Raw genomic sequence first — 26,454 nt, forward strand, 5'->3', positions numbered from 1 at the left:
TCATTTTATATAAATTATAAAACTCAGTTGGAGAAATATATGAGTAATACAATTTTCGCATTCGGTCTTGGTATCGGAACAAAAAACAAAGAAGGTAGTTTACTAGAGGTCTTCTATCCTTCACCTACTCTTGGTGCAGAAAAAAGCACATTAGATGCACTACTAGAAAGCACTAACTATGAAGGTGGAAACAACACAATAGAGCTAGATGAAGGTGATCTAAACCGCTTACACATGAACCTTTTAAAAGCGGGAAATATTGAACAGGCAGAATTGGCATCTCGCCTAAAAGCGACTGTTCAGCCAGTTATTTTGTGTGTGTTAACAGTAGATGAAGCACCAAGTAATCCAGCAGAAGTCTATTTAAAACTACAATTAATCTCACATCGTAAAGTGCAACCTCATAACACAGTACTTGATGGCATGTTTGGCTTACTAATAAACACAGCATGGACAAGCGAAGGCCCTATCGATGTGCGCGAATTAGCCGATCGACAATTAAGCGCTCGAATGGAAGGCCGAACCATTGAAGTATTTAGCGTAGACAAATTCCCTAAAATGCTAAACTTTGTTGTACCAACAGGCATTCGTGTTGGTGATGCAGCACGCATTCGTTTAGGCGCTCATTTAGGAGAAGGTACAACAGTTATGCATGAAGGTTTTGTTAACTTTAATGCAGGTACACTAGGCACTAGCATGGTTGAAGGCCGAATTTCTGCAGGTGTTGTCGTTGGTAATGGTTCAGATTTAGGTGGCGGCTGTTCCACAATGGGCACACTTTCTGGCGGTGGCAACATAGTTATAGGGGTGGGTGAAAAATGTCTAATTGGTGCGAATGCAGGAATCGGTATTGGATTAGGTGATCGCTGTACAGTTGAATCCGGCTTATACATCACAGCAGGTTCAAAAGTAGCAGTACTCGATGAAAATAATCAAGTTGTTTCAACTGTGAAAGCTCGTGACTTATCTGGTCAATCAGATCTTCTTTTCCGTCGTAACTCAGAAACGGGGGCGGTTGAATGCAAAACCAACAAAACAGCCATTGCACTTAACGAAGCCCTACATGCTCATAACTAAACATTAATCTATGCCCAATAAACGCCTAATGCTAATAAATTTAGATTAGGCGTTTATACTTTATAGAAAGAGTTTTAACGGAGAATAATATGGTAGACATTTACGGCATAAAAAATTGCGACACTATGAAAAAAGCGTTTCGTTGGCTAGATGAAAACTGTATTGAATATCACTTCCATGACTACAAAAAAGAAACCATTGAAACGACTACAGCAAAATCTTGGATCGAAGAACTAGGCTGGGAAAACGTAATTAATAAACGCGGTACAACTTGGCGAAAACTGGACGAAGAAACTAAGAACACAATGGATAACGAGACCGCTATCCAAACCATCATTAATCAACCCTCTATGATAAAGCGACCTTTAATGGCATTAAATAATACTGTCTACTTAGGTTTTAATGCTGACGATTACGCTGAACACCTGCTTTAACGTAAAACTGGCGTATAAATACGAGGCGTTTCTTTAGTTTGTTTGACAATAGGCGTTACTGTTGGCGTGTACCCAGAAGATGAAACATCTGAGCGAATAACCGGCACAAAATATGATTCCTGTGCAACAGACTGAGACTGGCCAAAAGAGTTACACCCAGCTGCAATAAAACTCAAAAAAACAATAACACCTAACTTCATAACACCACCCTTAATGGAAATCTCCTGTTATAGTAACAGAACCATCCATAAAGTAGCGAAAACTAACACAAAGGTAAAGAATGTCTGACTTGTCACCAACACTAAAACTTGCCGTAGATCTTATCTCCCGCCCTTCTGTTACACCAGAAGATGCTGGATGCCAAGAACTCATGATTGATCGATTGAAAAAAATTGGTTTTGAGATCGAATACATGCCGTTTGGAGAGGTTAAAAACTTCTATGCAAAACATGGCACATCTGGACCAAATCTTTGCTTTGCAGGACACACAGATGTCGTTCCAACAGGCCCTGAATCAGAATGGACAATACCTCCCTTTGCACCAAAAATTGTAGACGGTATACTTTTCGGACGTGGTGCAGCAGACATGAAAGGCAGTCTTGCGGCTATGGTGACAGCAGTCGAAGCCTTTATAGCTGAACACCCAGACCATGAAGGTCAAATCTCATTCTTAATCACAAGTGATGAAGAGGGTCCATTCGTAGATGGCACAACTCGCGTTGTTGATGCACTTATGGAGCGCAACGAAAAAGTAGATTGGTGTATTGTTGGTGAACCATCAAGCACCAATACATTGGGCGATATTATTAAGAATGGTCGACGCGGCTCTTTTAGTGGTAACTTAACCGTTCACGGTAAACAAGGCCATGTTGCTTACCCTCATTTAGCAGAAAACCCTATTCACTTAGTCGCTCCAGCATTAGCAGAAATGTCGACAGCTCACTGGGATGATGGCAATGATTTTTTCCCACCAACAAGCTTTCAAATTTCTAACATTCAAGCAGGTACTGGTGCAACCAACGTAGTACCAGGTAAGCTTAATGCTCAATTTAATTTTCGGTTCTCTTCTGAGCTTGATTTCGACGCGCTTAAAGTCCGTGTTCTAGAAATTTTAGACAAGCATCAACTTCGCTACGATATTGAATGGACATATAATGGCCTACCGTTTCTTACACGCCCAGGAAACCTAGTAGATGCGATTGTAGATGCCGTACAAACTACAGTTAACATCACACCTGAATTATCCACTTCAGGCGGAACTTCTGATGGTCGATTTATTGCCAAGATGGGTACGCAAGTTGTTGAACTTGGCCCAATCAACGCGACCATTCACCAAATAAATGAATGTGTAGATGCAGAAAGCCTAAACAAGCTTTCTACTATCTATACTCGTATATTAAAAAATCTTTTTGTAAATAAGACTTAAAAGATAAAACGGATGAGAAACTCACTGCATAAATTAGCAATGAAGTTAGGTAATAATCCTAAACTTGCGCTCATGAAAATGATCCAAGGCGGATTGATGTTCGTTTTTGGCGTACTTATGCTAATGGTAGCAGATCGTGTTATTGAAGAATCACTTATTCAAGAGGTCATCGCCCTATTAGGCTTGATTATCGCTGGATGTGGCCTGCTATGGACTCTCATCGGTTACTTATCTATGAGTGTACTTAGAATTTATCATATGATTAAAAAGAAGAGTTAATAAGATGCAAACTGACATCGAAATATATCTATTATCCTGCCCAACAGAGAATATTATTGCTTGGCTTGAAAAAGAATTTATTTTAGTTAATAAAAGCGAACCATCAAAGTTGTGCTCAAAAATTGTTATCAACTCAAACGGAAACGACATTGAAGTTACTATTTTGAAGCAAGCTGCGGGCAAACGATTCACTTCTGTTTGGTTTGATTCGGATAAAACACCTTGGGAAAATGATATGGACTGCGCTAAACAGGCCTTCCAATCCCTTAATTGCGAAGTACGCTGTAATTTTCAAGCATGGGAAGAAAAAGGCGAGCAAGATCCTGATCAATGGTGGCAAATAAATGCATACGGAGAAGGTCCTTTTATTTGGAACTAAGTTAATTAAAGTATTTTCAAGAACAAAAAAACCAGCTCTATTTTCATAGAGCTGGTTTTTTTTTCAATCAAATATTACGTAAGTACAGCTAACGCTGCATCGTAATTAGGCTCATCAGCTGTTTCAGCAACTTGCTCTGTATATATTACTGTACCAACTTCATCAAGAACGACAACAGCGCGAGACAAAAGTCCAACTAGCGGACCAGTTGAGAAAGCAAGTCCGTAATCATTACCAAATGTAGAACGGAAAGAAGATCCAGTATCAACATTATCAATACCTTCAGCACCACAAAAACGAGCCGCGGCGAAAGGTAAATCTGCAGAAACGCAAATTACATTAACATTTTTTAATGCCGCTGCAGATTCGTTAAATTTACGAACCGATGTCGCGCACGTTGGCGTGTCAATAGAAGGGAAGATATTTAAAACAAGTTTCGCCCCTTTAAAATCGACTAGCGTAGCAACAGACAAGTCTGGCTTTACTAATTCGAATGAAGGTGCTGCAGAGCCAACAGATGGAAGTGAACCAACTGTCTCAAAAGGGTTGCCTTGTAATGTTACAGTAGCCATATTTAATCTCTTAAAACGGTGTGCATAAAAACGAGAATTACCACGGTACATAGATATACTATGGTAATTACCCAAAGGTATTAGCAATTAGCCACGGATAATAGAAACGTTTTCCGCCTGCTTGCCTTTTTCGCCTTCAGTTACATAAAAACGAACCAACTGGCCTTCAACAAGGAAGCGACGGCCACGACCGCGAATAGCACGGTAATGAACAAAAACATCATCGCCGTTTTCCATAGTCAAAAAGCCGAAGCCTTTTGAAGAATTAAACCATTTTACTGTGCCTTGCTCACGATCATCGTCTTCATCTTCTTCTGAATCAGAATCACCACCAACAAAACGAGCTTGACTAACCATAGTACCGACATAAACAGATACTAAAATAAAGCCAAAATAAATTAGAAAGTTTGTTTTTATATCTTCGTTTAAAACCCCAGCAATTAGCAAAGGAACAATCAAAGCAATAACAAGGCTAACGACCAATGCGCGCATTGAAAAAAGACCGGAACCAACAGAAGACTCTTTACTATGTGGAACATTATCCTGATGATCATTCATAACTGTATATCTCTTATTAAATATTATTGTGAAAAGAGACCTATTTTGAAAAATAGACCCCGTGTTAGTACAAAAGTGGATAAATAAATATATTTACTAAACTCTTTCTAAAATTGCCATGTGAAGCTAAAGAAGATAGTAGTAAAATACCACTCCTCTTTTTAAGAGCAATTATCACGCCAGTCTTTCACTTTAAATAGACAATACTTGCGCTACATAAAGTATAGAACAGCTTATAAAATACGAATTTAGCTTACTAAGGTTAACACACAGAAGGTATATATGAACACCTCACAAATCAATCAACGCATAGACGAATTAGAATTCAAACTACAATTTCAAGAAGATACAATCGACAGTTTAAATCAAGCACTTATTGCTCAACAAAAAGACATTCTTTTAATGAAAGAGAAATTACTTATTATAGGCAAACAACTTGACTCTCAGCGTCAGCAACAAAACATTAACGAAGGTGAAAGGCCACCACATTACTAATAGCCGAATATACATATTAAAATTATTACGTGGATAATAGATCCAGAGATTTCTGTACGTAAATATCAAACCTTCCAGATTTCCCTTCAAGTTGATACGTTGGCTCTGTGTTATTTAAAAACGGAGCACCTTTAGGGCGCTTAACAACGACTCTATATTCTGCTAGCTGCATCGCGCGAGGCAAAAGAGCATCGGCATCTTCATCTTTACCCACTAGGTCTCTAAAAAAAGCCATTTCTTTTTTGGCTGCCGCAGAAGATTTTTCTGTATGTGGGTACATCGGGTCTAAATAGACAACATCAAACAAAGTACCACCTTCAATACCTTGTATATCATTATCAAGCAGTGGCATTTTTTCAATAATATCAGCCACCTCATAATGTAAAGAAGCCCTATATAAGCCATCTTTTAACATAGCTCTAACAAAACCGACTCTCTCACACAAAGAGACAGAGCAACCTAAGCACGCCAGCACAAACGCATCCCGTCCTAAGCCTGCAGTAGCATCAAGCACAGATAAATTCGCACGCTTATTTAACCCAATTGCCTTAGCAATATCTTGTCCCTTACCGCCACCAAATCGTCTTCTATGATCAACAGCACCTGAAGTAAAGTCTACATAAACAGGTTTAGGCGCCCCCTTCCCTGTTTTTGCAACCGCAATACCTTCTGACGTTTTGAGCAATAAATACCCATAATCAGAAACAAATTTAATCGCATCTTTAACAAAGAAAAATGGCAAGTTTAGTGATTGAGCTAATAAACGGGCATCAGGTTCTAAAAACCTATCTGTTGTTGATACCGCGATAGAATTAAGCAAAACTTTTCTCCAAAAACAGAATTAGGAATGCAAATAAAAACGATTTACTAAAAAAACAAAATATAAAGAGCAAGTCTATCTAACTCCAAAATAGAAAAAAGCTTCTAGAGAACTCTAAAAGCTTTTTTCTAAAATAGTTAGTCACCTAACTTTGTAACATATTTTAAAGATGCAATATGAAAAGTATTAAACATACACCAATAAAAGAAGCACCGACCCTAAAACCAATCTGTAAACAAAAAATGGAAAAAAGCCAATGGTATTCAACCATTTTAAAAACAAATGAATGCAAAAATAAGCACTTATCGCAGATAGAGCAACACCTAAACCAATACTAATCCAATCCACCGAGATATTTGATGATATAAGCTCTAGCAGCTTCATACTACCTGCAGCCAAAATAAGAGGAATAGATAAAAGAAAAGAAAACCTTGCAGCACATTCTCGGCTAAACCCTAAATAACGTGCTGCAGTCATAGTAATGCCTGAACGAGAGGTGCCAGGTATCAAAGCCAGCGCTTGTGCTAGACCAATAGACAAAACACTTTTCAAACAAAAGTCATATTCAGTCTTATTAGAAGAACCATAGCGATCAGATAACCAGAGTAAAACACCAAATCCTATTGTGGTATATCCAATCACTTCAACAGATCGCAAATGAGTACTAATAAAATCATCAAATAACAGCCCAGCAACGCAAGCGGGTATTGTCGCAAGACAGATCCACCAAGCTAAACGACTATCAGATGTAGACTCTTTACGCTTAATGGATACACACCAAGCGGCAATAATTTGCACAAGATCTTTACGAAAATACGCAACAATAGCAATTAACGTCCCCACATGCACAGCAACATCGAAAGCCAAACCTTGATCTTGCCAGTTCAATAGTTGTGCGGGAAGAATTAGATGTGCTGAACTTGAAATTGGAAGAAATTCCGTTAACCCTTGAATAAGAGCTAAAAAAACAATTTGATACCACAACATAATACTAACGTTTCCCTATGCGAGGAGCTTGTTTTTCCCAGCTTATTTCATCTCTTAAATATGTAGGCATAGCATCATAAGAAGACACCGTTTCACCTCGATTAAATGCCAATAACCCCAACTCTGCAATACAAGCCGCGCGAGGCGCTAAATCCATTAAAACATGCGATGGAGACTCAGGAAGCAACATACTTAGTATCTCTTCATAACACCAACCGGACCCCACACCATTAAAATCCGTTACAAGTTTAGACAGAGCATCTGGCTTGACTACACATTCATCAATCAATGAATGAATTTCGTAATGACCTTCGACTTTATTAACGTGATAACCACCTAAATAAATTTCACCCATACGTGCGTCAAGTGCTGCCAACCAGTTATTTTTTCCTGTCTTTTGAAAGGCCTCTAGAGATAAAGCTGCAAGAGTAGAAACAGGAACAACGGGTAAATCAGCACCAAAAGCAAGCCCCTGGACTACACCAGCACTAATGCGAAGCCCTGTAAAAGATCCTGGGCCACGGCCGAACGCGATAGCGTCAAGATCAGATAAGGTTAAATTGGCCTGGGCAAGAATTTGATCCACCATAGGTAAAATCAAATCATTATGAAGACGAGGTGCCATGCGGAAATCTTCCAACACGACACCATCAATATTCAACGCCACAGAACAAGCTGGCGTTGATGTATCTAATGATAGAATTGCAGTCATTGAATGGTTAAGCCTTTAACGATGCTAATAGACTTTGTTTGATTTCATTTAAATCACCAACACCGTTTACTTTCACAAACTTCGGAGCCGCGACACTGTCTACTTTCAACCATTCTTGATAATAGCCAATAAGTGGTGCTGTTTGATCGTGATAAACACCTAAGCGCTTACGAACCGTATCTTCTGCATCATCTACACGTTGAACAAGGTCTTCCCCTGTTGCATCGTCTTTACCTTCCACTTTAGGTGGATTGTAAACTAGGTGATAGGTACGACCTGATGCTTCATGGACACGTCGTCCACTCATGCGTTTTACAATTTCTTCATCTGCAACGTCAATTTCAACAACGAAGTCGATTTTTACACCAGCATCTTTTAAAGCGTCAGCCTGTGGAATAGTTCGAGGGAAACCGTCAAACAAAGCACCTTTGATACAATCATCTTGAGTCAAACGTTCTTTTACTAACCCAATAATAATATCATCAGAAACAAGTTGCCCTGCATCCATTACCGCTTTGGCTTTCAAGCCCATTTCGCTTCCTGCTTTTACTGCTGCACGCAACATATCTCCTGTAGAGATCTGTGGAATGCCAAACTCTTCCGTGATGAATTGAGCTTGAGTACCTTTACCAGCTCCTGGCGCACCTAATAATATTACTCGCATAAAAAGTCTCCAAAGACAGCGTAAATTGATTTGTAATGGCACTCAGGCAATGCATCGCAACAGTGTATTTAAGCACTACAACAAAACATACAGGTGAACCAAATACATACTTTAAAATAAATGGTCGCCAAGCATACCCAAGCAGCCCTTCATTATGCAAACTTACGTGTCTTTTTTTATCATTTTCTTGCTCATAATGAGCATTTAGTAACCCTATATACAAATTAGCCCGTATTTTGCATACCACTGGCGATTCCAGCCATTGTGATCATCAACGCTTTATTCACTTCTGCATTTTCTTCATCTTTACGGCTACGGTATAAAAGCTCAGCCTGCAAGTAATGTAATGGATCTATATATGGGTTCCGTACATCGATAGACTGGCGAATGGTTTTATTATCTTCAATCAATCTATCTTGTTTTTTCAGCATCTTAACAAGCTCACACACTTGCTTTAGTTTACTACGTAAAAGCCGGCCTAAGCCTTGTAACTCTTCACTAACTAAACGTTTTTCGTAATATTCTGCGATCTCAGGTTCCGCTTTTGCCAAAACCATATCAAGCATATCTAGATAAGCCCCAAAGAATGGCCATTTTTTATGCATTTCACGTAATTTGTCTAGGTTCCCAGATTCCACAGCTTGTTCTAATGCACTTTCTGCACCAAGCCAAGCGGGTAGCATTAATCGAATCTGCATCCAAGCAAAGATCCAAGGAATGGCTCGCAAACTTTCTACGCCACCATCCGAACGGCGACGAGCGGGACGAGAACCCAGTGGCAGTTTAGCCAACTCTTGTTCAGGTGTTGTCGCCCTAAAGTAAGGAACAAAATCTTCATGCCCTCTGATGATAGAGCGATATTGATTCATACCTACTTCAGACATTTCATCCATAATTGCTCGCCACTCTTCCATCGGTGGCTCAGCAGGCATAAGAGATGCCTCCATTACCGCAGAGCAATACAACTCAAGAGACCGTACCGCGATGTCTGGAATACCAAATTTGAAGCGAATCATTTCACCCTGCTCGGTCACTCGAATCGAGCCATTTACAGAACCTGGAGGTTGAGAAAGAATTGCCACATGAGCAGGACCGCCGCCACGACCTACGGTGCCACCACGACCATGAAATAAAGTCAGATGAACATCGTGCTTTTTACACAACCGAGTCAAGGCCTCTTGGGCTCGATATTGCCCCCACGTCGCTGCAATTTGACCTGCATCTTTCGCTGAGTCAGAGTAGCCAATCATCACTTCTTGACGACCATTTATGTAGGATTTATACCAAGGAATTGAGAAAAGCTGCTCTATGGTTGGCTCAGCGTTATCCAAATCTGCCAATGTTTCAAATAAAGGCACAATACGCATTGGGAAACTCACGCCAGATTCTTTCAACATCAGCGCGACCGCCAATACATCAGACGGCGAACTAGCCATAGAAATAACATAAGAACCAAATGAATTCTGCTGACCTTGAGCAATCATTTTAAAGGTATCAACAACCTCTTTTACTTCTTCGGTTGTTTCCCAATCTAAGGGCAATAATGGCCGTTTAGAATTGAGCTCAGTTAACAAAAAAGCCTGACGAGACATTTCATCCCATTCAGCATAATCACCAAGGCCATAAAAACGTGTAATAGCAGACAAGGCATCAATATGACGCGCGGCATCCTGACGAACATCCAAGCGTACCAATGTCGTACCAAAGGTGGCTGCACAACGAATTAAATCAATCAAAGCGCCGTTCGCAATAACTTTCATTCCGGAGTCTAATAGCGATTGATAGCATAAAGTCAAATCATCAATAAGCTCTTGTATATCCAGAAATATATCGTCGTCTGTCGTTGGCCTTCCATCTAGACATGCTTTAGCCCAGTTTTTGGTTGCCTGCATTTTACGCTCTAAGTATCGGATAACTTCACGGTATGGCTGAGCACTGTCACCTACACGCTCACGTAAAGCGGCATTACATTGCGTCATCGAAAATTCAGCACGCAGAACATCTAAATCTTTTATATATAAATCGGCAGCCATCCAGCGAGCTAGTAATGCAACTTCTTTTGTTACCTTATGAGTTACATTAGGATTACCATCTCGGTCCCCTCCCATCCAAGTAGCAAAACGAATAGGCGCTAAATCAAGAGGCAGATGATCAGCTTCACAGAAATCATTAAACTGTTCGTCCAACTGTCTAAAAAAATCTGGAACGGCTTGCCATAGAGATTGCTCAATAACGGCAAAACCCCATTTAGCTTCGTCTACTGGAGTAGGACGCTCCTCTCGAATTTCATCCGTATGCCAAGCTTGTGTGATGATCTCTTTGAGACGTCGAATATGTTTGGCTTCTTCTAATGGAAGGATATTATCTTTGTCTAAAGCTTCTAGCTCACTAGAAATGTTATCGTATTTTCGGATTAAGGAACGTCTTACAACTTCAGTTGGGTGAGCAGTAAGCACCAATTCAATAGACTGGGATTGCAAAGACGCCATCATTTGTTCTGGGGTGAAATTTTGCTTTGAAAGGCGCGCTAATAAATCCCCAATTGGATTCTGGTACACACCTAGACTTTCATTCGTTCTGCGGCGGTGTACACGGTGATATTGTTCTGCAATATTAGACAGATTTAAGAACTGATTGAATGCCCTAGCAACAGGTACAATTTCTTTATCATCTAACGCTTCCAGTGCTTCAATAAGAGCAGCAGAGTCTCCGGATTGACGTCCATTTTTAGAAAGTAATCGAATATTTTCCACTTTTTCTAGAAAACCGTCTCCTAAATGATTACTCATGCTTTCACCGAGACAGTCTCCCAGCAACCTAACATTTTCACGCAATGACGCCTGTCGATCACTCACTTCACTCTCCTAAACAGTACCAACAATGTTTCTAACAAACATATTCATACACACTACGATAAGCAAGTCTATAAACCTTCGCGTTTAGCTTGCTCCCAATAACGATCCAACTCCACTAAAGAACAATCCGTTAATTTTTTATTCTGTGCCAATACGAGTGTTTCTATCCTGCCAAAACGACGACGGAATTTAATATTAGTTTTATTTAATGCCACATCAGGAGCAACATCAAGATGCCGAGCCAAATTACTCATAGTAAATAAAACATCTCCCATTTCCTCTTCAACATGAGGTTGACTTTGCTCTTTTATCGCTTCTTCTAGCTCATCTAGCTCTTCTCTAATTTTTGCAAATACAGGAGAAACGTCTGGCCAATCAAATCCTACTTTAGCCGCTTTTTTCTGTATTTTAACGGCTTGCATTAAAGCAGGCATTGAAGTCGGTATTTCATCTAAAAAACTGTTTTCTGAGCTACTTTTAACTGTGTTTTCTTTCTCTTTTGCTTTGATTCTTTGCCATTGCTCTGTGATCTCATTTTCACTCAATGACGAAGGTTCACCAAAACGTGTAATGTCGCCATCAGGGAATACGTGTGGATGACGTCGAAGCATTTTTTCAGTAATACCGATAGCAATATCATCAAACGTAAAACGCTGTTCTTCTTGCGCTATTTGAGCATAGAAAATCACCTGAAAAAGTAAATCCCCTAGCTCTTCTTCTAAATGTTCAAAATCTTCTCGTTCAATAGCATCAATGACTTCGTATGCTTCTTCTAATGTGTAAGCTGCGATACTTTTATAAGTTTGTTTTTTATCCCAATTACAACCCATTTCAGGGTCTCTGAGACAAACCATCAAATGCTGTAGTGTTTTAAGTGCGTCGCTCAAAAATCTCTCTCTCTAAAAACATTTAATACATTTGGTAGCTGATTAATTCTGTGTAGTATTTTGCTCAATACACTTAACGCACCGACTTCGATAGTAAAACGAATACACGCTGTATGATCTTCTTTTGTAGACAGAGTATTCATTGATAACAAGTTCACTTTTTCGTTCGCAAGTAAGCTTGTTATATCGCTTAGTAAACCGGTTCGATCATATGCTTCAACTTGAATATTAACTGGGTATTGGTTATCAACCTCCTCCCCCCAACTAACATTGATAATACGTTCAGGCTCGTCTAAAGCAAGCTGACCAATGTTAATACAATCTTGTCTATGAACAGATACCCCTCGACCTTGAGTTATAAAACCAGTCACGTCATCACCCGGAATTGGCGTGCAGCATTTAGCCATTTGAGTCAGTAGTTTACCAACACCCAAGATGTGAATATCATTTTCTGAAGACTTATGGAGACTCTTTTTCAACCGAACAGGGCGGACTGGCGCAACATCGCCATTCAAACTATACAATTCATCAATAATACGCATCACGCGCGTTAATTGAATGTCACCAGCACCTAAAGAAACAAATACATCACTGGCACTTGAAAAGCTAAATCGAGACGCTATTTTTTGAAAATCTATACGGTTTTCTTCAATGCCAAGGCGCTTCAATTGCTTGTCTAATAAATGCTTGCCCGCTTCTAGGTTCTTCTCACGATCTTCTTTTCGAAACCAGTTTTGAATATTTGCACGTGCTCGGCTAGTTTGAACATAGCCCAACATAGGGTGAAGCCAATCTCGGCTTGGCCCTCCTTCTTTTGTTGTTAAAATTTCTACTTTATCGCCTGTTTTTAACTGTGTAACCAGAGTAATGATTTTTCCATTCACTTTCGCGCCACGGCATCGATGGCCGATTTCCGTGTGTACTCGATATGCAAAATCCACTGGTGTTGAATTAACAGGTAAATCGACAACATGCCCATCTGGCGTAAACACATAAATGCGGTCTTGTTCTATGTCGCTGCGAACCTGCTCAGACAAAGACTCTAAATCACCTTCTTCTTCATGAAAATCTAAAATAGTTCTTAACCATTGAAGCTTCTCTTCATAGCTTGAGCTGTTTGAGCTTAAATCTGTGCCCTTGTACTTCCAATGAGCACAGACACCAAGTTCTGCATCATCATGCATTGCATGTGTGCGAATTTGGATTTCTAATACTCGACCTTGTGGGCCAACCACCGCGGTGTGCAATGACTGGTAACCATTTGTTTTAGGGTTGCTAATATAATCATCAAATTCTTGAGGGATCGGACGCCATAAATTATGAACAATGCCCAAAACACCATAACATTCCATCGTTTCATCAACTAAGATGCGTACCGCACGTACATCATAGACTTCATCAAAACCAATATTCTTGCGCTTCATTTTCCGCCAAATACTGTAGATATGTTTAGCTCTTCCCATTAGATCGGCATGAATATTAATGCCTTTTAAACGCTCATCTAATAGCTTAATCATGTCATCAATATATTGCTGACGATCAAGGCGTTTTTCATCTAACAGTGTCGCAATACGCTTGTAGTCGGTAGGGTATAAATAGCGGAAAGAAAGGTCTTCCAATTCCCATTTGATATGACCAACCCCTAAACGGTGTGCCAAAGGTGCGTATACACTTTGCACCTCCAATGACACAGCAATACGACGTTCTTCATCTTGATATTTTGCTTCTTTAATAGCACAAGCGCGTTCAGCTAGCTTAATCAATACAACACGCACATCATCGATAATAGACACGAGCATTTTGCGTAAAGATTCTAACTGGTTATCATGGCTCCCCAACACTTCCGCAGCGGTATCTGCCGTGAGATTCTTCGACACTTCCCCCATGCGTATAACGCCTTCAATGAGGGATGCCACTTTTCGGCCAAACATCTCGGTAACACGCGATAAAGGTAATTGGTCTTCACGGACAGCACGATATAAAGCCGCTGCTACTAAAGAATCTTGATCAGCCCGAAAACCAGACAATATTTCAACCATTTCTAAACCTGCACGAAAGGTACTTGCCTGCGGGCCCCAATAGGATGGTCGTGAACACTGTAAATCAGCCTGTCGTGCAAGCTCGCACGCCATACGTAAAGGAACACGCGCTCCATCATCCATTAGATGGGTGAATTGTCCCATCCATGCGTCGATATCAACACTGCCATCTTCTAATACAGGGTGATCTTTTCTTACAGTAACCATTTATCTGCCTTTTCTTTTAATTCTTTTTTTGCAATAACATCATGGTTTCGACATGAGATGTTTGGGGAAACATATCCATCAAAGCCACTCGTTGTACTCGATATCCCTTCGCGACTAAATACTCAGCATCCCTAGCTAAGGTGGAAGCATTGCAAGAAACATACAAGATTTGCATCGGTTTAATTTTTATTATGGTATCTAAAAACTCAAATGCCCCTGCTCGAGGCGGATCGAGTAGAATTTTGGTGATTTTTTCTTTAACAAACGACTGGGCTATTGGTTGAGTTAAGTCTGCAGCAATAAATGACAAATTATCTAAATTATTAGAGCTGGCGTTATCTCGAGAGGCTTGTACCATGCTCTCTTGCACCTCTACACCAATCACTGACTTCGCACGTTTTGCCAAGGGCAGAGAGAAATTACCAACACCGCAAAATAAATCTAAAACCACATCCTGATCGTTTAGCTTTAACCAATCGATCGCTTGATCAACCATTTTGTGATTCATTACTTCATTTACTTGAATAAAGTCCTGAGGGTGATAACTCAACCTCATACCATCCAAATCATAATAACGCATTTGCTCTAAAGCAATGTCTGCTCTGCTCTCTTTTGGTGCTTGCCAATACAAGGTAATCGCTTCTTTTTCAGCCCATTCCTTCCAGTCTTTTTCAAACATTTCAGAAATAGTTTGTGTCAATCGGAACAATACAGAAACACCTTTGGTGTCTTCTAATAATTCGATATGACCCAAAATTTTAATTAAATCACTATCGATTAACTTGGTTTTTAATGAAGTAAAAATAGCCTGTAATGGGGCAGTAAGAACGGCACACTGGTCGATTGACACTATATCTTTTGATGCTTTTCCACGAAAGCCTAACGCTAATGAACCATCTCTTTGATCTACAGCAATACGCGCCCGACGGCGATATTGTGTAGACGGACCTGACAGTACTTCGAATGGAAGTTTAGGAAGAAGATTCCGTAATTGACCCTTTAGCCAATTCGTTTTTGATAGAAGCTGCTGCTCGTCCATTAAATGCTGAAAACTACAGCCACCGCATTGCTTAAAATGCGAACACGCGGGATTTTTACGATATTCACTTAACACCATGACATTTGACAAAAGCGCTTCATCAAAATGGCGACCCGCTTTAGTCACTTGCGCGGTAACCGTTTCGCCTGGCAATGCACCATCTATAAAAACGACTTTACCTTGCAAGCGCGCAACACCTTTCGCGTCATGTGTTAAGCCATCGATCTGAAATGTTTGAATAGGACCAATTGGCTGTGGCTTCGATTGTCGACGTGACGAGGTTCTTTTTCTCAAAGGAGGCTCTCTTTATCAGAGTTTAGGATAAACGCAGTATATTCTATCGTATCTATTCATATATCTACACGTCTAAAGAAAGCCATTGCGACACTTTACGATTCAGTTACTTATACCTTATTCATCTCTTATGAATCGAAAACACCTGTTGATAGATAGCGATCTCCACGATCACAAACAATTGCCACAATAACGGCATTATTAAGCTGTTCGGATAATTTCATTGCCATGGCAACAGAACCTCCAGAAGAGACTCCACAAAAAACGCCCTCCTCTTTGGCCAAACGGCGCATAGTAACTTCTGCAATTTCTTGCGACACGTCCATCACAGTATCGACACGATTCTCTTCAAAAATAGACGGAAGATAGTCTTTACCCCAACGACGAATACCAGGAATACTTGCGCCATCTTGTGGCTGGAGACCTACAATTTGAATGTCTTTGTTTTGTTCCTTTAGATAATGAGAAACCCCCATGATTGTGCCTGTTGTTCCCATAGAACTGACAAAGTGCGTCACAGTACCTTGAGTTTGCTGCCAAATTTCTGGCCCTGTCGTCAAATAGTGAGCATTAGGATTATCTTGATTAGAGAATTGATTCAGAACCACACCAACACCTTGATCTTGCATTTCCTGAGCAAGGTCTCTCGCTCTTTCCATACCTCCCTCAGCTTGTGTGACTAAATGAAGGATTGCGCCATAGGCCGTCATTGCCGACTTACGCTCTTGACTCATATTATCAGGCATAATCAGATGTATTTTATAACCCTTAATTGCGGCAACCATAGCCAAGGCGATACCAGTATTACCGCTGGTTGCTTCAATTAAGCTATCTCCTGATTTAATGTCTCCACGCAATTCGGCTTGATGTATCATATTAAAAGCAGGCCGATCTTTTACTGAGCCCGCTGGATTTTGTCCTTCTAATTTCAATAAAATCGTATTATTTGGATTTGGATTAATTCGCTGTAGACGAACCAAAGGTGTCTGCCCAATTAAGGACTCAATACTAGGATACTGGATCATAAAAAACTTCATTGACATTGATGTTATAGGGAATGAAACTTAACACTATAAGTCTATTTAAAAACACTTAGCCCAAACTGTACAATAAAAAAGCGTTATAAACTTAGTTTCGATTTCGTATACTAAAGTAAAAAGGTATGTTCATAGCATGTAGCTTCATCTTACTATTTCTTTTAAAAATAGTAAGTGCTTATAAAAAAATGGATGAACACCCCTCTAACACTGAGTAATTTATCACTCATAACAATAGCGTGAATCCTTCTATATTCACACTCCTTCTAGTAGCAAATAAAAGACATGTGGCACTATGAATAGGAACTCAACCATCATAAAGTCAAAAATAACTCGGCTTGCTAGAAACACACAAATTAGACTCCTAGAATTATGAAAATAGCAATTAGACTTAACGTAAATCAGAAGTTTTTCTGGGCTCTATTCGCTCCTATTTTTATTGTGTCTCTGCTTAGTTGTTTTTTTTTGCTGTCGTCACGCTTTAATGATTTAGACAAAAACCTATACGAACGCACTCTTCACATCACAGAGCAAGTAGCTACAACCAGTGAATACGCTATCGTTTTTTCTGACCAAAACATGATGTACAGAATACTGCAAAGTGCACTCAATCATCAGAGTATAAGTAGTGTTCAGATTTTTAATAACGAACAAAAAATCATTGCAGAATTGGGCAAACCGCCTTTTTCAATAGGAAGTTCATTTCCAGATTCAGACTATATAATGGAGTACGAAGACCATTTAGAATCAGTTAGTGGCATTCACTATGCTAGTGATTCACTAGACAGTACCTTCAACCCTCGGACAAATGCATTCAATCCATTGAATCAACGTAACTTAATCGGTTGGGTTAAAGTTGAAGTTAGTAAATCAGACATTCAAATTAAAAAATACCAATACGCCAGCTTCATCATTTTCACTTTTATTATTTTTATTTTTCTAACTATCTTAGGTGCAGTACGTATTTCAAGAACCCTGACACTTCCAATCAATAAACTATCCACGTCATTAGACAAATTAGCACAAGGTCAGTTCTCAAACGCCAAACTGATGAAACTACCACCTGAGTACACCGATATACAAAAGAATCTACTCGAACTAACGGAAAGATTAGAAAACCACAATGAAGAACTCATTTCAGGTATTGAGCAGTCTACCGAAGACATGCGTCGCAGTATGGATAGCATGGAAGAAAAGAGTGCGCAGCTTCACATAGCAAACCGCGAAGCAATGGAATCAAATCGTTTGAAATCGCAATTCCTTGCCAATATAAGTCATGAAGTTCGCACGCCACTTAACGCAATTTTGGGTTACACGAAAACGTTACAAAAAGATGTGACTGACACACAGCAACGCCTTTATGTTGATACCATTCAGCAATCAACCAATAGTTTACTGGCAATTATTGGCGATATATTAGATTTTTCAAAAATTGAAGCAGGAAAACTGAACTTAGAGAGCAATCACTTTAACTTAAAATCACTTATTGACGATGTATATCAAACCCTCAGCATCAACTTACTCACCAAAGACAAAGAAATAGATTTAGTGCCAGAGTTTCATCCAGATACGCCTGAATGGTTCATTGGTGATAGTACTAGAGTACGTCAAATTCTAACTAATTTAATTGGAAATGCGATTAAGTTTACCCACCAAGGGTCTATTCAAACTAAAGTATCCATTCTATCTAAGAGCGATAGCGATGTTGTTTTATGCTTTCAGATCATAGACACAGGCATTGGAATCCCAGAGCAGAAAATAAACCGTTTATTTAAAGCCTTTTCACAAGTAGACACCAGCACAACGAGGCAATTTGGTGGTACTGGATTAGGCTTGGTCATTACTAAGAAATTAGTCGAACAAATGGATGGCAGAATTGAAGTAAGCAGTGACCCTAGTATTGGCTCAACTTTCCGCTTCACTTTGCGCCTAAAAACATCACCTAAGTTAAAAAGTAGCCACCAACCACTAAACCAGTGTGTAATATTACTAGAACCAAGCATCACTTATCGTAACTTCATGAAAAAATATTTACATGATATAGGCGTTGATTGCACCACCTGTTCAGACCTAGAGCAAATGATCACTCTAATCAAAAAACAGCACGACACCACCGACGCCTTATTACTTAGCGTCGCACCGGACAAACAAAGCATTTCAGAAGCCAAAGAACTTATCAACTATGCCTCCCAGCAATTTAATATTCCCTGTATCTTAATGATTCAGCCGCCAGGCCAAATTTCACACTACTCAGACCTAAAAGATCTCTGCAGCGATATCTTGCTAAAACCTGTCAGCCAAGATCGCCTTTATAACGCGCTAAAAAACATCAATAACGCTACGTCCATAACACCATTAATATCTCAACCAGAAGTATTCATAGATAAGCTTAAAGGATTAAAAATACTCGCCGTTGACGACAGTCCAATAAACCTTCAACTACTTGGTCATTGGTTAAACCCGAAAGGTCTAGAAGTCTCATTAGCATACAGCGGAAAGCAAGCAATAGAGATGGCTGAAAAAAATCAGTACGACCTGATTTTTATGGACATACAAATGCCAGAAATGGACGGCATGGAAACGACTCGTCAACTCCGCTTGCTCAAAAATTATAAAAATACGCCTATTATCGCCTTAACAGCACATGCTTTAGGATCAGAACAACAGCAGATTCTCGCCAGCGGAATGAACGCTTATTTGACCAAGCCTATTGATGAAGATATTTTGCTGAACACCATTGAAGCATGGCATGCCAATACAGAAACATTTGAAGAGCAAGTAAACCTTAAAATGGCGGATATTTTTGACTTAGACAAAGCGCTTAGCATTGTCGATGGCAAAGAAGAAATTGCACGAGAAATGTTTGACCTTTTAGCGGATACGTTGGACGCAGAGAAAAAGCTCATACAACATCACTTGCAAAACCAAGATATTGAGAAACTCATTGAGGTTGTGCACAGAGTGCATGGCGCATCAAAATACACAGGCACTATCAGCATTGCACGTAACGCAGGTTTTTTGGAAATACACTTGAAAGAGCTAGGTTTAGAAGAAGTAGAAGGCGTGGCAGAAGACTTTATGGATGCAATAGAAGAGCTTCTCAACCATCGCCAACTTATTCCTTGGACTCAGGCCTGAAGGTTCAAAAACTATCATTTAGGAAGTAAGAGACTCGAGAATAACAAATGCTTGAGCATATGCTTTTTCGTCTGTCAGGCTCAAATGCCATGAAACAGGAAAATCATAACGAGCAGAAATACTTTTATCAACATTAAGTACAGGCTGACCAGAAGGCAAATTACTGACTGAAAAATGTTGAAAGCTGACTCCTGAACCAATACCCGTTCCTAATGCTTTAACCGCCGCTTCTTTCGCAGCAAAACGTTTTGCAACATAGGCAGCGGCTTGTTCTGGATGACTTATCTCTAACCAGCGTCGCTTTTCATCCACCGTTAGAATACGATCAATAAAGCGCTCACCTAGCTTACTAATTGACGCAGCGACACGAGAAATATCAACTAAATCCGTTCCGATACCAATAATCAAGAAAACCCCCTTCTTAAAATATATACATTACAACGAACGAAAAATGGGCACACCTAGATGTCGCTCACCCTGAAAAGGTTGCTGTGGTAATAAACGCCTAGAATCAATAGGCTTACCGTTTAAAATACCGTCTAACCAATTACGATGAAGCTCTTTTGCCAAACTCAACACCTGCTTATCTGTCCACCTCCCAGCATGATAATCTAATGCCACCTGCCCCTCTACAAACAGCATAGGCGCTTGTTTAGGTATTTCACCGTAATATGGGCGCAAACCAAATTTATAATGAAACTGGTACAACTGACGAGCTTCTATCATTTCTCCTCGTCCAGTCGATATCATATTGATTGCAACGCCTAATTCAGAGAATAAGCCAACTTCAAAACGTCGTAATAAAGGCGCAATAGAGACACCTGAGTGCAAACTCTCAATGAGCCATTGATAAAGCGAAAATATATCAGGTAAAGGTAAATTCAAGGGAAGTAATTTTTCGAGCAACTCATGTGAATAAAGTGCTGCGTACAAAGGTAGACCTTCTAGAGAAAACGCGGCTTTGATCGATTCTAAACTTTTGACAGTTTTTAAATCACTGCGACCGACGTATTCCATTTCGTAACATAAAAAAGACCCAGGTATTACCCGAGCCTCTTTTTTTGGCAACCGCCACACACCTCTTATTAAACCTTGTTCAAGAGTAAGTACATCAAGCAAAATCTTACCATCTTGAAAAGGTCGGGTATGAATAACATACGCAGCAGCGCGCATCGAAATTACTCTTCTTGATAACCTAAACTAGCTAGCGCACGTTCATCATCAGACCAACCAGAACGAACTTTAATCCAGAGATTCAGCATAACTTTATGCTGAAATAAGTTCTCCATATCAATACGCGCCTCTTTACCTATCAGCTTAATTTTATCGCCACGTTCACCAATAATGATCCGTTTTTGGCCATTTCGCTCAACCAAAATCAATGCACTAATATGTATTGCCGACTCTTCGTAAGTGAACTCTTCAATCTGAACCGCCACTTCATAAGGCACTTCCTGTCCAAGCTGGCGAGTAATTTTTTCACGTACAATTTCTGCCGCCAAAAACCGAGAACTTCGATTGGTAATTTGATCTTCAGGGTAAAATTGAGTTCCTTCTGGAATATAACTTTCTACCAAGCGCTCTAATCGATCTAGGTTTTTATTACGTAACGCTGAAATAGGTACGATTTGAGAAAAATTCATCCGATCAGATAAATTTGCCAAGCGAGGTAATAAATCATCTTGTTGATCTAATTGGTCTACTTTATTAACGACTAAAATTACCGGGCAGCGAGCATGCTTTACTTTCTGAAGAACAGATTCATCTTCTTCTGTCCAGCGATCCGCATCGATCACAAACAACACCACATCGACATCTTTCAATGCAGCGGCTGCCGTTTTATTCATAATACGGTTCATCGCTTTATCTGAACCCAAATGCAACCCAGGAGTATCTACATAAATTGCTTGAATATGGCCTTCAGTCTTTACACCTAAAATTTGATCTCGTGTGGTCTGAGGCTTACGAGAAGTAATAGATAGTTTTTGACCCAAGATATGATTCAATAAGGTCGACTTACCTACATTTGGACGCCCCACAATGGCAATATAGCCACAATGAGTAACCTCTACTTCAGCCGCTTCGTTTTCAGATACATCGAATGCAGGCATTGCCATTTCAGACATTTTAGACTCAAACTCTTCAGTCATTTTTCTTTTCCAATTTTGCTAATGCTTTCGCTGCCGCATTTTGTTCTGCGATTCGACGACTATTACCTTTGCCTTCAATTGAATCATCGCAAAGTTCGATTTGGCAATGAACATAAAATGTCTGATCATGGGGTTCGCCATCGATCTTCACTACATCATACTGAGGCAAACCATGCCTACGGGCTTGTAAAAACTCTTGCAACCGGGTTTTTGCGTCTTTAGTCACTATTTTAAGCGATGTTGCATCTAAACGCTCTTTATACCAGGCTAGGATATGCTCACGGCAAACATCCATACCAGCGTCTAAATAGATGCCACCGATAATACCTTCAACGGTATCCGCTAGAATAGAATCACGTCTGAAACCACCACTTTTTAATTCTCCAGCGCCTAACTTCAGGAAGTCCCCTAACTGAAACTCTCTTGCTAATTCAGCTAAGGTGTCGCCTTTTACCAATGAAGCTCGTAAACGACTTAACTCACCTTCCTTGGCTTTTGGAAAACGATGAAAAAGATCTTCCGCAATCACATAGTTAAGTATTGAATCACCCAAGAATTCAAGGCGTTCGTTGTTTTTCCCACCAAAACTACGGTGCGTTAGCGCCAGTTCAAGCAACCCAAGGTCTGCAAAAAAATAACCTATGCGTCGACTCAATTTCTGATACTGTGAGCTCAAAATTTCTCCAAAGAATACTTATTCAATCAAACCGTTATTTTTAATGCTTGGGACACTGAAAAATTCACCCCAATGCAGCCATACATAAAAAGCACGGCCTTTCATATTCTCTTCTGGAACAAAGCCCCAAAATCGGCTGTCTGCGCTATTATCTCTGTTGTCACCCATAACAAAATAGTGACCTTCTGGAACAACCCACTCACCTTCGTGAGGCGTAAAACGATAGCTATTATAAATGTCATGCTGCACACCGCCTAAGTTTTCATTAAACAGTTGAACAGGTTCTTTACTTGGATTTAACGATACAGACAGTTTAGCCAATAATTCTTTACTGACTTGCTTATTATTAACCGTTAATACTTTATCGTGATAACTTACCGTATCACCCGGCAAACCAACTAAACGTTTAATATAGTTTAGACTAGGATCAAGAGGATATTTAAAAACAACAACATCACCACGCTCAGGCTCGGTCGTTGGAATAATAGTAGTATTTGAAACAGGCAAGCGCAGCCCATAATCAAACTTATTTACTAAAATAAAATCGCCTATTTTCAGCGTCGGTAACATAGAGCCAGACGGAATTTGAAACGGCTCCACCACAAATGAGCGAACGCCAAAGATAACCGCAATAATAATGAAATAAGACTTAACCTCTACAACTAAACGAGGTGTTTCTGCCAAGCGCTGCTGAGCATCTTTACTCACAGCAATACGCGTTTCTGGTGCCATATTTGCCAATACCACTTTGCGCTTAGGAAGGTACACAATGCGATCATAAACCCAGAATACACCAGTCACTAAAAATGCAATGGCTAGTATCAGCTCAAAATCAAAACCCATATTTCATGTCTCCATTTAGGCGTGTAAATCACACCTACTTGATTATCTGATTAGCTGTCTAATTGTAAAACGGCAAGGAAAGCAGACTGTGGCACTTCAACATTACCTACTTGTTTCATACGTTTCTTACCGTCCTTTTGCTTCTGTAACAGTTTCTTCTTACGACTTACATCGCCACCGTAACATTTTGCAATTACGTTTTTACGCAAGGCTTTAACTGTCGTACGAGATATTACCTTCGCACCTACTGCACCCTGAATAGCCACATCAAACATTTGGCGAGGAATTAATTCTTTCATTTTTTCACACAAGGCACGCCCTTTGTATTGAACGTTGTCTTTATGCATGATCAACGCCAATGCATCAACACGCTCACCATTAATCAAAATATCCAATCGAACAAGTGGAGCGGCACTAAAGTGAGAAAAACTATAATCTAACGATGCGAAACCACGGCTACAAGATTTCAACTTATCAAAGAAATCCATCACAACTTCGTTCATTGGTAATTCATAACGTAGCTGAACTTGACGACCAACGTACTGCATGTCTTTCTGTACGCCACGTTTTTCAATACAAAGCGTAATAACATTACCTAAGTATTCTTGTGGTACCAAAATATTGGCTTCCACAATAGGTTCACGCATTTCACGGATAGTACCTGGATCAGGCATTTTCGATGGGCTATCAACGTAAATAACCTCACCATTATTCAGTTCTATTTCAAACACTACAGTTGGCGCAGTAGTAATCAGATCAAGGTCATATTCACGCTCTAGACGTTCTTGAATAATCTCCATGTGAAGCATGCCCAAGAATCCACAACGGAATCCAAAACCAAGCGCATCAGAACTCTCTGGTTCAAAAAACAAAGACGCATCGTTTAACGTCAATTTACTCAACGCCACACGGAAGTCTTCATATTCATCAGAGCTAACAGGAAAAAGACCCGCATACACCTGAGGTTTTACTTTTTGGAAACCGGCAAGTGTATCAACATCTGGCGTCGAAGCATGAGTGATAGTATCACCCACTGGCGCACCTTGAATGTCTTTAATACCAGCAACAACGTAACCTACTTCACCTGCTTTCAAAATACCTGTTTCTTTACGTTTTGGCGTAAAGATACCTGCCATATCAACAGGATGAGCTTGTTTAGTCGATTTGATAAAAATCTTATCTTTCTTACGTAAGGTGCCCTGTTTAATACGTACAAGAGACACAACACCTAAGTAATTATCAAACCATGAATCAATAATCAGTGCTTGAAGCGGCGCATCTACATCCCCTTCTGGTGGTGGAATAGTCGCAACCAAACGCTCAAGAACATCGTCAACACCCATGCCTGTTTTCGCAGAACAAGTAACGGCATCCATAGCATCAATACCGATAATTTCTTCGATTTCTGCACTCACTCGCTCAGGATCAGCCTGCGGTAAATCAATTTTGTTCAGTACGGCCATAACTTCAAGACCTTGCTCGATCGCCGTATAACAGTTAGCAACAGACTGAGCCTCTACACCTTGAGCCGCATCGACCACCAGCAGCGCACCTTCACAAGCCGCCAGAGAACGAGAAACTTCGTAAGAAAAATCTACGTGTCCAGGTGTGTCGATGAAATTAAGTTGGTAAGTTTGGCCATCTTTCGCGTGGTAATCCAGCGTCACACTTTGCGCCTTTATTGTAATACCACGTTCACGCTCGATGTCCATGGAATCAAGAACCTGAGCGGACATTTCCCGTTCACTCAAACCTTCACAAGTTTGAATAAAACGGTCAGCTAAAGTGGATTTACCGTGATCAATATGGGCAATGATAGAAAAATTACGTATGTGCTTGAGATTATTAGACATTTTTTACTCTAAATATGCATTTACAAGAGGCCATATACTCATTTATCTACAGACTTTTATGCAATGCGAAGAAAACAGTGAAAATAATTTTCGGGATTATACAGTGTGTTCATAGGAGTTGATAGACTAGAAAGTTCACAACAAAATGTAAAAAGCCCCACATATGAAGGGCTTTTTCGTAAATATCAGAATCAATTTACGATACACCTATAGTGAAACAGCTAAAGCTCATCTTATCGCTTCAAATACAAGCAACTGATAAAAATTAGTTTTAAGGTAAAACGATCCCTCTTTCTTTTAAAATACGCTCAACCGTATCCACAGTAGCCTGCGTATGAGCATCTATTTCTAAGTTCACTCTATCTCCTACAGATAAGGTACCGAATGTCGTCAATCTCAGTGTTTCAGGGATCAAAGAGACTTCAATCCAATCGTTTCCGATATTACTGACCGTCAAGCTAGAGCCGTTAAGTCCGACATACCCCTTATTAAATAAGTAACGTCTTGCATCTACTTCGTTCTGGCGATCGGTCGTAAAACGAATATGAACGCTTTCCTCTATTTTCTCGATTCGAGACACAGAAACTGTCGTCATAATATGACCAGACATCACATGCCCACCTACTTCGTCACCCATTCTGGCAGCACGTTCAAAATTCACTGTATCACCAGCTTGAAGAAGTCCGATATTCGTCAGCTCTAACGTCATATCAATCACATCAAAGGTCAATACATCATGACCGATTTCAGAGACTGTCAGGCAAACGCCGTTAATAGCAACACTCGCGCCTAACTGCTGGCCTAACATAACGCCGGCAGGAAAAACTATCTCCAAATGCTTGTTACGCCCTATTTGATGTGCTGCCTGCACGCTAGCCGTTCCCTGAACAATACCTGTAAACATAAAACGCCCCATTGCTCGGTAAAAATAAGATCTATAGTAGCGAAATACTGCCTGCAAAACCAAAGAATGAAGAAGAAATGAACACTTATAATCAAAGCAGCATAACAATTGGCTTTGCGAACGTTATCA

Annotated in this window: 26 protein-coding genes; 7 read left to right on the top strand and 19 right to left on the bottom strand. The window is 40.0% G+C overall.

Annotated elements, in window-relative coordinates:
* The first annotated feature begins 39 nt into the window (after positions 1-39).
* Positions 40-1,077 (top strand): 2,3,4,5-tetrahydropyridine-2,6-dicarboxylate N-succinyltransferase, encoded by a 1,038-nt coding sequence (dapD, locus tag IF202_RS14580; RefSeq protein ID WP_191595646.1) that lies wholly within the window; start codon positions 40-42, stop codon positions 1,075-1,077.
* A gap of 89 nt (positions 1,078-1,166) precedes the next feature.
* Positions 1,167-1,511, top strand: a complete 345-nt coding sequence (locus tag IF202_RS14585; protein WP_191595647.1) for an ArsC family reductase — start codon at positions 1,167-1,169, stop codon at positions 1,509-1,511.
* Here IF202_RS14585 and IF202_RS14590 read toward each other — a convergent pair.
* Positions 1,508-1,711 carry a hypothetical protein gene (locus tag IF202_RS14590; protein WP_191595648.1) on the bottom strand — a complete coding sequence of 68 codons (204 nt, stop codon included), beginning with the start codon at positions 1,709-1,711 and terminating at the stop codon, positions 1,508-1,510. The genes IF202_RS14585 and IF202_RS14590 overlap by 4 nt on opposite strands.
* Before the next feature lie 80 nt (positions 1,712-1,791).
* On the opposite strand from IF202_RS14590, the gene dapE reads away from it, so the two are divergent.
* Genes dapE through IF202_RS14605 form a run of 3 tightly spaced genes read left to right on the top strand, consistent with a single transcriptional unit; the run spans position 1,792 to position 3,595 of the window.
* Positions 1,792-2,937 (top strand): succinyl-diaminopimelate desuccinylase, encoded by a 1,146-nt coding sequence (dapE, locus tag IF202_RS14595; protein WP_191595649.1) that lies wholly within the window; start codon positions 1,792-1,794, stop codon positions 2,935-2,937.
* Between the two features lie 12 nt (positions 2,938-2,949).
* A complete protein-coding gene (locus tag IF202_RS14600; protein WP_191595650.1) occupies positions 2,950-3,216 on the top strand; it encodes a hypothetical protein in 267 nt (88 codons plus the stop codon).
* Between the two features lie 4 nt (positions 3,217-3,220).
* A complete protein-coding gene (locus IF202_RS14605; RefSeq protein WP_191595651.1) occupies positions 3,221-3,595 on the top strand; it encodes a hypothetical protein in 375 nt (124 codons plus the stop codon).
* Positions 3,596-3,669: 74 nt separating this feature from the next.
* On the opposite strand, the gene tpx is transcribed toward IF202_RS14605, so the two are convergent.
* Both tpx and IF202_RS17750 read right to left on the bottom strand, forming a co-directional pair.
* Positions 3,670-4,167 carry a thiol peroxidase gene (tpx, locus tag IF202_RS14610; RefSeq protein ID WP_191595652.1) on the bottom strand — a complete coding sequence of 166 codons (498 nt, stop codon included), beginning with the start codon at positions 4,165-4,167 and terminating at the stop codon, positions 3,670-3,672.
* 87 nt (positions 4,168-4,254) lie between these two features.
* Positions 4,255-4,725 (bottom strand): cold-shock protein, encoded by a 471-nt coding sequence (locus IF202_RS17750; RefSeq protein ID WP_328797236.1) that lies wholly within the window; start codon positions 4,723-4,725, stop codon positions 4,255-4,257.
* A 282-nt stretch (positions 4,726-5,007) separates the two neighbouring features.
* Between IF202_RS17750 and IF202_RS14620 the strand changes: the two genes are divergently transcribed.
* A complete protein-coding gene (locus IF202_RS14620) occupies positions 5,008-5,220 on the top strand; it encodes a SlyX family protein (RefSeq protein WP_191595653.1) in 213 nt (70 codons plus the stop codon).
* A 25-nt stretch (positions 5,221-5,245) separates the two neighbouring features.
* Here IF202_RS14620 and IF202_RS14625 read toward each other — a convergent pair whose 3' ends face one another.
* From IF202_RS14625 to cysM, 9 genes are all read right to left on the bottom strand, one after another.
* Complete coding sequence (locus IF202_RS14625; RefSeq protein ID WP_191595654.1) at positions 5,246-6,040, bottom strand: class I SAM-dependent methyltransferase; 795 nt, start codon at positions 6,038-6,040, stop codon at positions 5,246-5,248.
* A 186-nt stretch (positions 6,041-6,226) separates the two neighbouring features.
* Entirely contained in the window at positions 6,227-7,027 is an 801-nt protein-coding gene (locus tag IF202_RS14630) for an undecaprenyl-diphosphate phosphatase (protein WP_191595655.1), read from the bottom strand.
* A gap of 4 nt (positions 7,028-7,031) precedes the next feature.
* Complete coding sequence (tsaB, locus tag IF202_RS14635; RefSeq protein WP_191595656.1) at positions 7,032-7,739, bottom strand: tRNA (adenosine(37)-N6)-threonylcarbamoyltransferase complex dimerization subunit type 1 TsaB; 708 nt, start codon at positions 7,737-7,739, stop codon at positions 7,032-7,034.
* Positions 7,740-7,746: 7 nt separating this feature from the next.
* A complete protein-coding gene (gene adk / locus IF202_RS14640) occupies positions 7,747-8,403 on the bottom strand; it encodes an adenylate kinase (protein WP_191595657.1) in 657 nt (218 codons plus the stop codon).
* A gap of 224 nt (positions 8,404-8,627) precedes the next feature.
* Positions 8,628-11,258: a phosphoenolpyruvate carboxylase gene (ppc, locus tag IF202_RS14645; RefSeq protein ID WP_191595658.1), complete on the bottom strand. Its 2,631-nt coding sequence runs from the start codon at positions 11,256-11,258 to the stop codon at positions 8,628-8,630.
* Between the two features lie 68 nt (positions 11,259-11,326).
* A complete protein-coding gene (mazG, locus tag IF202_RS14650; protein ID WP_191595659.1) occupies positions 11,327-12,145 on the bottom strand; it encodes a nucleoside triphosphate pyrophosphohydrolase in 819 nt (272 codons plus the stop codon).
* The gene (gene relA / locus IF202_RS14655; protein ID WP_191595660.1) at positions 12,142-14,391 is read right to left on the bottom strand and encodes a GTP diphosphokinase; all 2,250 of its coding nucleotides are present in this window, start codon (positions 14,389-14,391) and stop codon (positions 12,142-12,144) included. Before relA ends, mazG begins: the two co-directional genes overlap by 4 nt.
* A gap of 16 nt (positions 14,392-14,407) precedes the next feature.
* On the bottom strand, positions 14,408-15,724 hold the full coding sequence (gene rlmD, locus IF202_RS14660) for a 23S rRNA (uracil(1939)-C(5))-methyltransferase RlmD (RefSeq protein ID WP_191595661.1): 1,317 nt from the start codon (positions 15,722-15,724) through the stop codon (positions 14,408-14,410).
* A gap of 128 nt (positions 15,725-15,852) precedes the next feature.
* Positions 15,853-16,749 (bottom strand): cysteine synthase CysM, encoded by an 897-nt coding sequence (cysM, locus tag IF202_RS14665; RefSeq protein ID WP_191595662.1) that lies wholly within the window; start codon positions 16,747-16,749, stop codon positions 15,853-15,855.
* A 384-nt stretch (positions 16,750-17,133) separates the two neighbouring features.
* Here cysM and IF202_RS14670 point away from each other — a divergent pair, with 384 nt between their 5' ends.
* Positions 17,134-19,899 (top strand): response regulator, encoded by a 2,766-nt coding sequence (locus IF202_RS14670; RefSeq protein WP_191595663.1) that lies wholly within the window; start codon positions 17,134-17,136, stop codon positions 19,897-19,899.
* A gap of 18 nt (positions 19,900-19,917) precedes the next feature.
* Here the strand turns inward: IF202_RS14670 and acpS are convergent, their stop codons facing one another.
* The 7 genes from acpS to IF202_RS14705 form a co-directional block, all read right to left on the bottom strand.
* The gene (gene acpS, locus IF202_RS14675; protein WP_191595664.1) at positions 19,918-20,307 is read right to left on the bottom strand and encodes a holo-ACP synthase; all 390 of its coding nucleotides are present in this window, start codon (positions 20,305-20,307) and stop codon (positions 19,918-19,920) included.
* A 27-nt stretch (positions 20,308-20,334) separates the two neighbouring features.
* Positions 20,335-21,072: a DNA repair protein RecO gene (recO, locus tag IF202_RS14680; RefSeq protein WP_191595665.1), complete on the bottom strand. Its 738-nt coding sequence runs from the start codon at positions 21,070-21,072 to the stop codon at positions 20,335-20,337.
* 5 nt (positions 21,073-21,077) lie between these two features.
* On the bottom strand, positions 21,078-22,010 hold the full coding sequence (gene era / locus IF202_RS14685) for a GTPase Era (protein ID WP_191595794.1): 933 nt from the start codon (positions 22,008-22,010) through the stop codon (positions 21,078-21,080).
* Between the two features lie 31 nt (positions 22,011-22,041).
* Positions 22,042-22,725 carry a ribonuclease III gene (rnc, locus tag IF202_RS14690; RefSeq protein WP_191595666.1) on the bottom strand — a complete coding sequence of 228 codons (684 nt, stop codon included), beginning with the start codon at positions 22,723-22,725 and terminating at the stop codon, positions 22,042-22,044.
* Positions 22,726-22,743: 18 nt separating this feature from the next.
* Complete coding sequence (gene lepB / locus IF202_RS14695) at positions 22,744-23,568, bottom strand: signal peptidase I (RefSeq protein ID WP_191595667.1); 825 nt, start codon at positions 23,566-23,568, stop codon at positions 22,744-22,746.
* Between the two features lie 50 nt (positions 23,569-23,618).
* Positions 23,619-25,421, bottom strand: coding sequence for a translation elongation factor 4 (lepA, locus tag IF202_RS14700; protein WP_191595668.1), 1,803 nt, complete (start codon positions 25,419-25,421; stop codon positions 23,619-23,621).
* A 271-nt stretch (positions 25,422-25,692) separates the two neighbouring features.
* A complete protein-coding gene (locus IF202_RS14705; protein WP_191595669.1) occupies positions 25,693-26,325 on the bottom strand; it encodes a riboflavin synthase subunit alpha in 633 nt (210 codons plus the stop codon).
* Positions 26,326-26,454: the final 129 nt, after the last annotated feature.

Source organism: Marinomonas colpomeniae, assembly GCF_014803385.1.
Lineage (GTDB): Bacteria > Pseudomonadota > Gammaproteobacteria > Pseudomonadales > Marinomonadaceae > Marinomonas > Marinomonas colpomeniae.

Coding starts and splice junctions, on each gene's coding strand:
- dapD (WP_191595646.1), top strand. CDS start 40: ATGAGTAATACAATTTTCGCATTCGGTCTTGGTATCGGAACAAAAAAC.
- IF202_RS14585 (WP_191595647.1), top strand. CDS start 1,167: ATGGTAGACATTTACGGCATAAAAAATTGCGACACTATGAAAAAAGCG.
- IF202_RS14590 (WP_191595648.1), bottom strand. CDS start 1,711: ATGAAGTTAGGTGTTATTGTTTTTTTGAGTTTTATTGCAGCTGGGTGT.
- dapE (WP_191595649.1), top strand. CDS start 1,792: ATGTCTGACTTGTCACCAACACTAAAACTTGCCGTAGATCTTATCTCC.
- IF202_RS14600 (WP_191595650.1), top strand. CDS start 2,950: ATGAGAAACTCACTGCATAAATTAGCAATGAAGTTAGGTAATAATCCT.
- IF202_RS14605 (WP_191595651.1), top strand. CDS start 3,221: ATGCAAACTGACATCGAAATATATCTATTATCCTGCCCAACAGAGAAT.
- tpx (WP_191595652.1), bottom strand. CDS start 4,167: ATGGCTACTGTAACATTACAAGGCAACCCTTTTGAGACAGTTGGTTCA.
- IF202_RS17750 (WP_328797236.1), bottom strand. CDS start 4,725: ATGAATGATCATCAGGATAATGTTCCACATAGTAAAGAGTCTTCTGTT.
- IF202_RS14620 (WP_191595653.1), top strand. CDS start 5,008: ATGAACACCTCACAAATCAATCAACGCATAGACGAATTAGAATTCAAA.
- IF202_RS14630 (WP_191595655.1), bottom strand. CDS start 7,027: ATGTTGTGGTATCAAATTGTTTTTTTAGCTCTTATTCAAGGGTTAACG.
- tsaB (WP_191595656.1), bottom strand. CDS start 7,739: ATGACTGCAATTCTATCATTAGATACATCAACGCCAGCTTGTTCTGTG.
- adk (WP_191595657.1), bottom strand. CDS start 8,403: ATGCGAGTAATATTATTAGGTGCGCCAGGAGCTGGTAAAGGTACTCAA.
- relA (WP_191595660.1), bottom strand. CDS start 14,391: ATGGTTACTGTAAGAAAAGATCACCCTGTATTAGAAGATGGCAGTGTT.
- cysM (WP_191595662.1), bottom strand. CDS start 16,749: ATGATCCAGTATCCTAGTATTGAGTCCTTAATTGGGCAGACACCTTTG.
- IF202_RS14670 (WP_191595663.1), top strand. CDS start 17,134: ATGAAAATAGCAATTAGACTTAACGTAAATCAGAAGTTTTTCTGGGCT.
- recO (WP_191595665.1), bottom strand. CDS start 21,072: ATGCGCGCTGCTGCGTATGTTATTCATACCCGACCTTTTCAAGATGGT.
- era (WP_191595794.1), bottom strand. CDS start 22,010: ATGCCTGCATTCGATGTATCTGAAAACGAAGCGGCTGAAGTAGAGGTT.
- lepB (WP_191595667.1), bottom strand. CDS start 23,568: ATGGGTTTTGATTTTGAGCTGATACTAGCCATTGCATTTTTAGTGACT.
- lepA (WP_191595668.1), bottom strand. CDS start 25,421: ATGTCTAATAATCTCAAGCACATACGTAATTTTTCTATCATTGCCCAT.
- IF202_RS14705 (WP_191595669.1), bottom strand. CDS start 26,325: ATGTTTACAGGTATTGTTCAGGGAACGGCTAGCGTGCAGGCAGCACAT.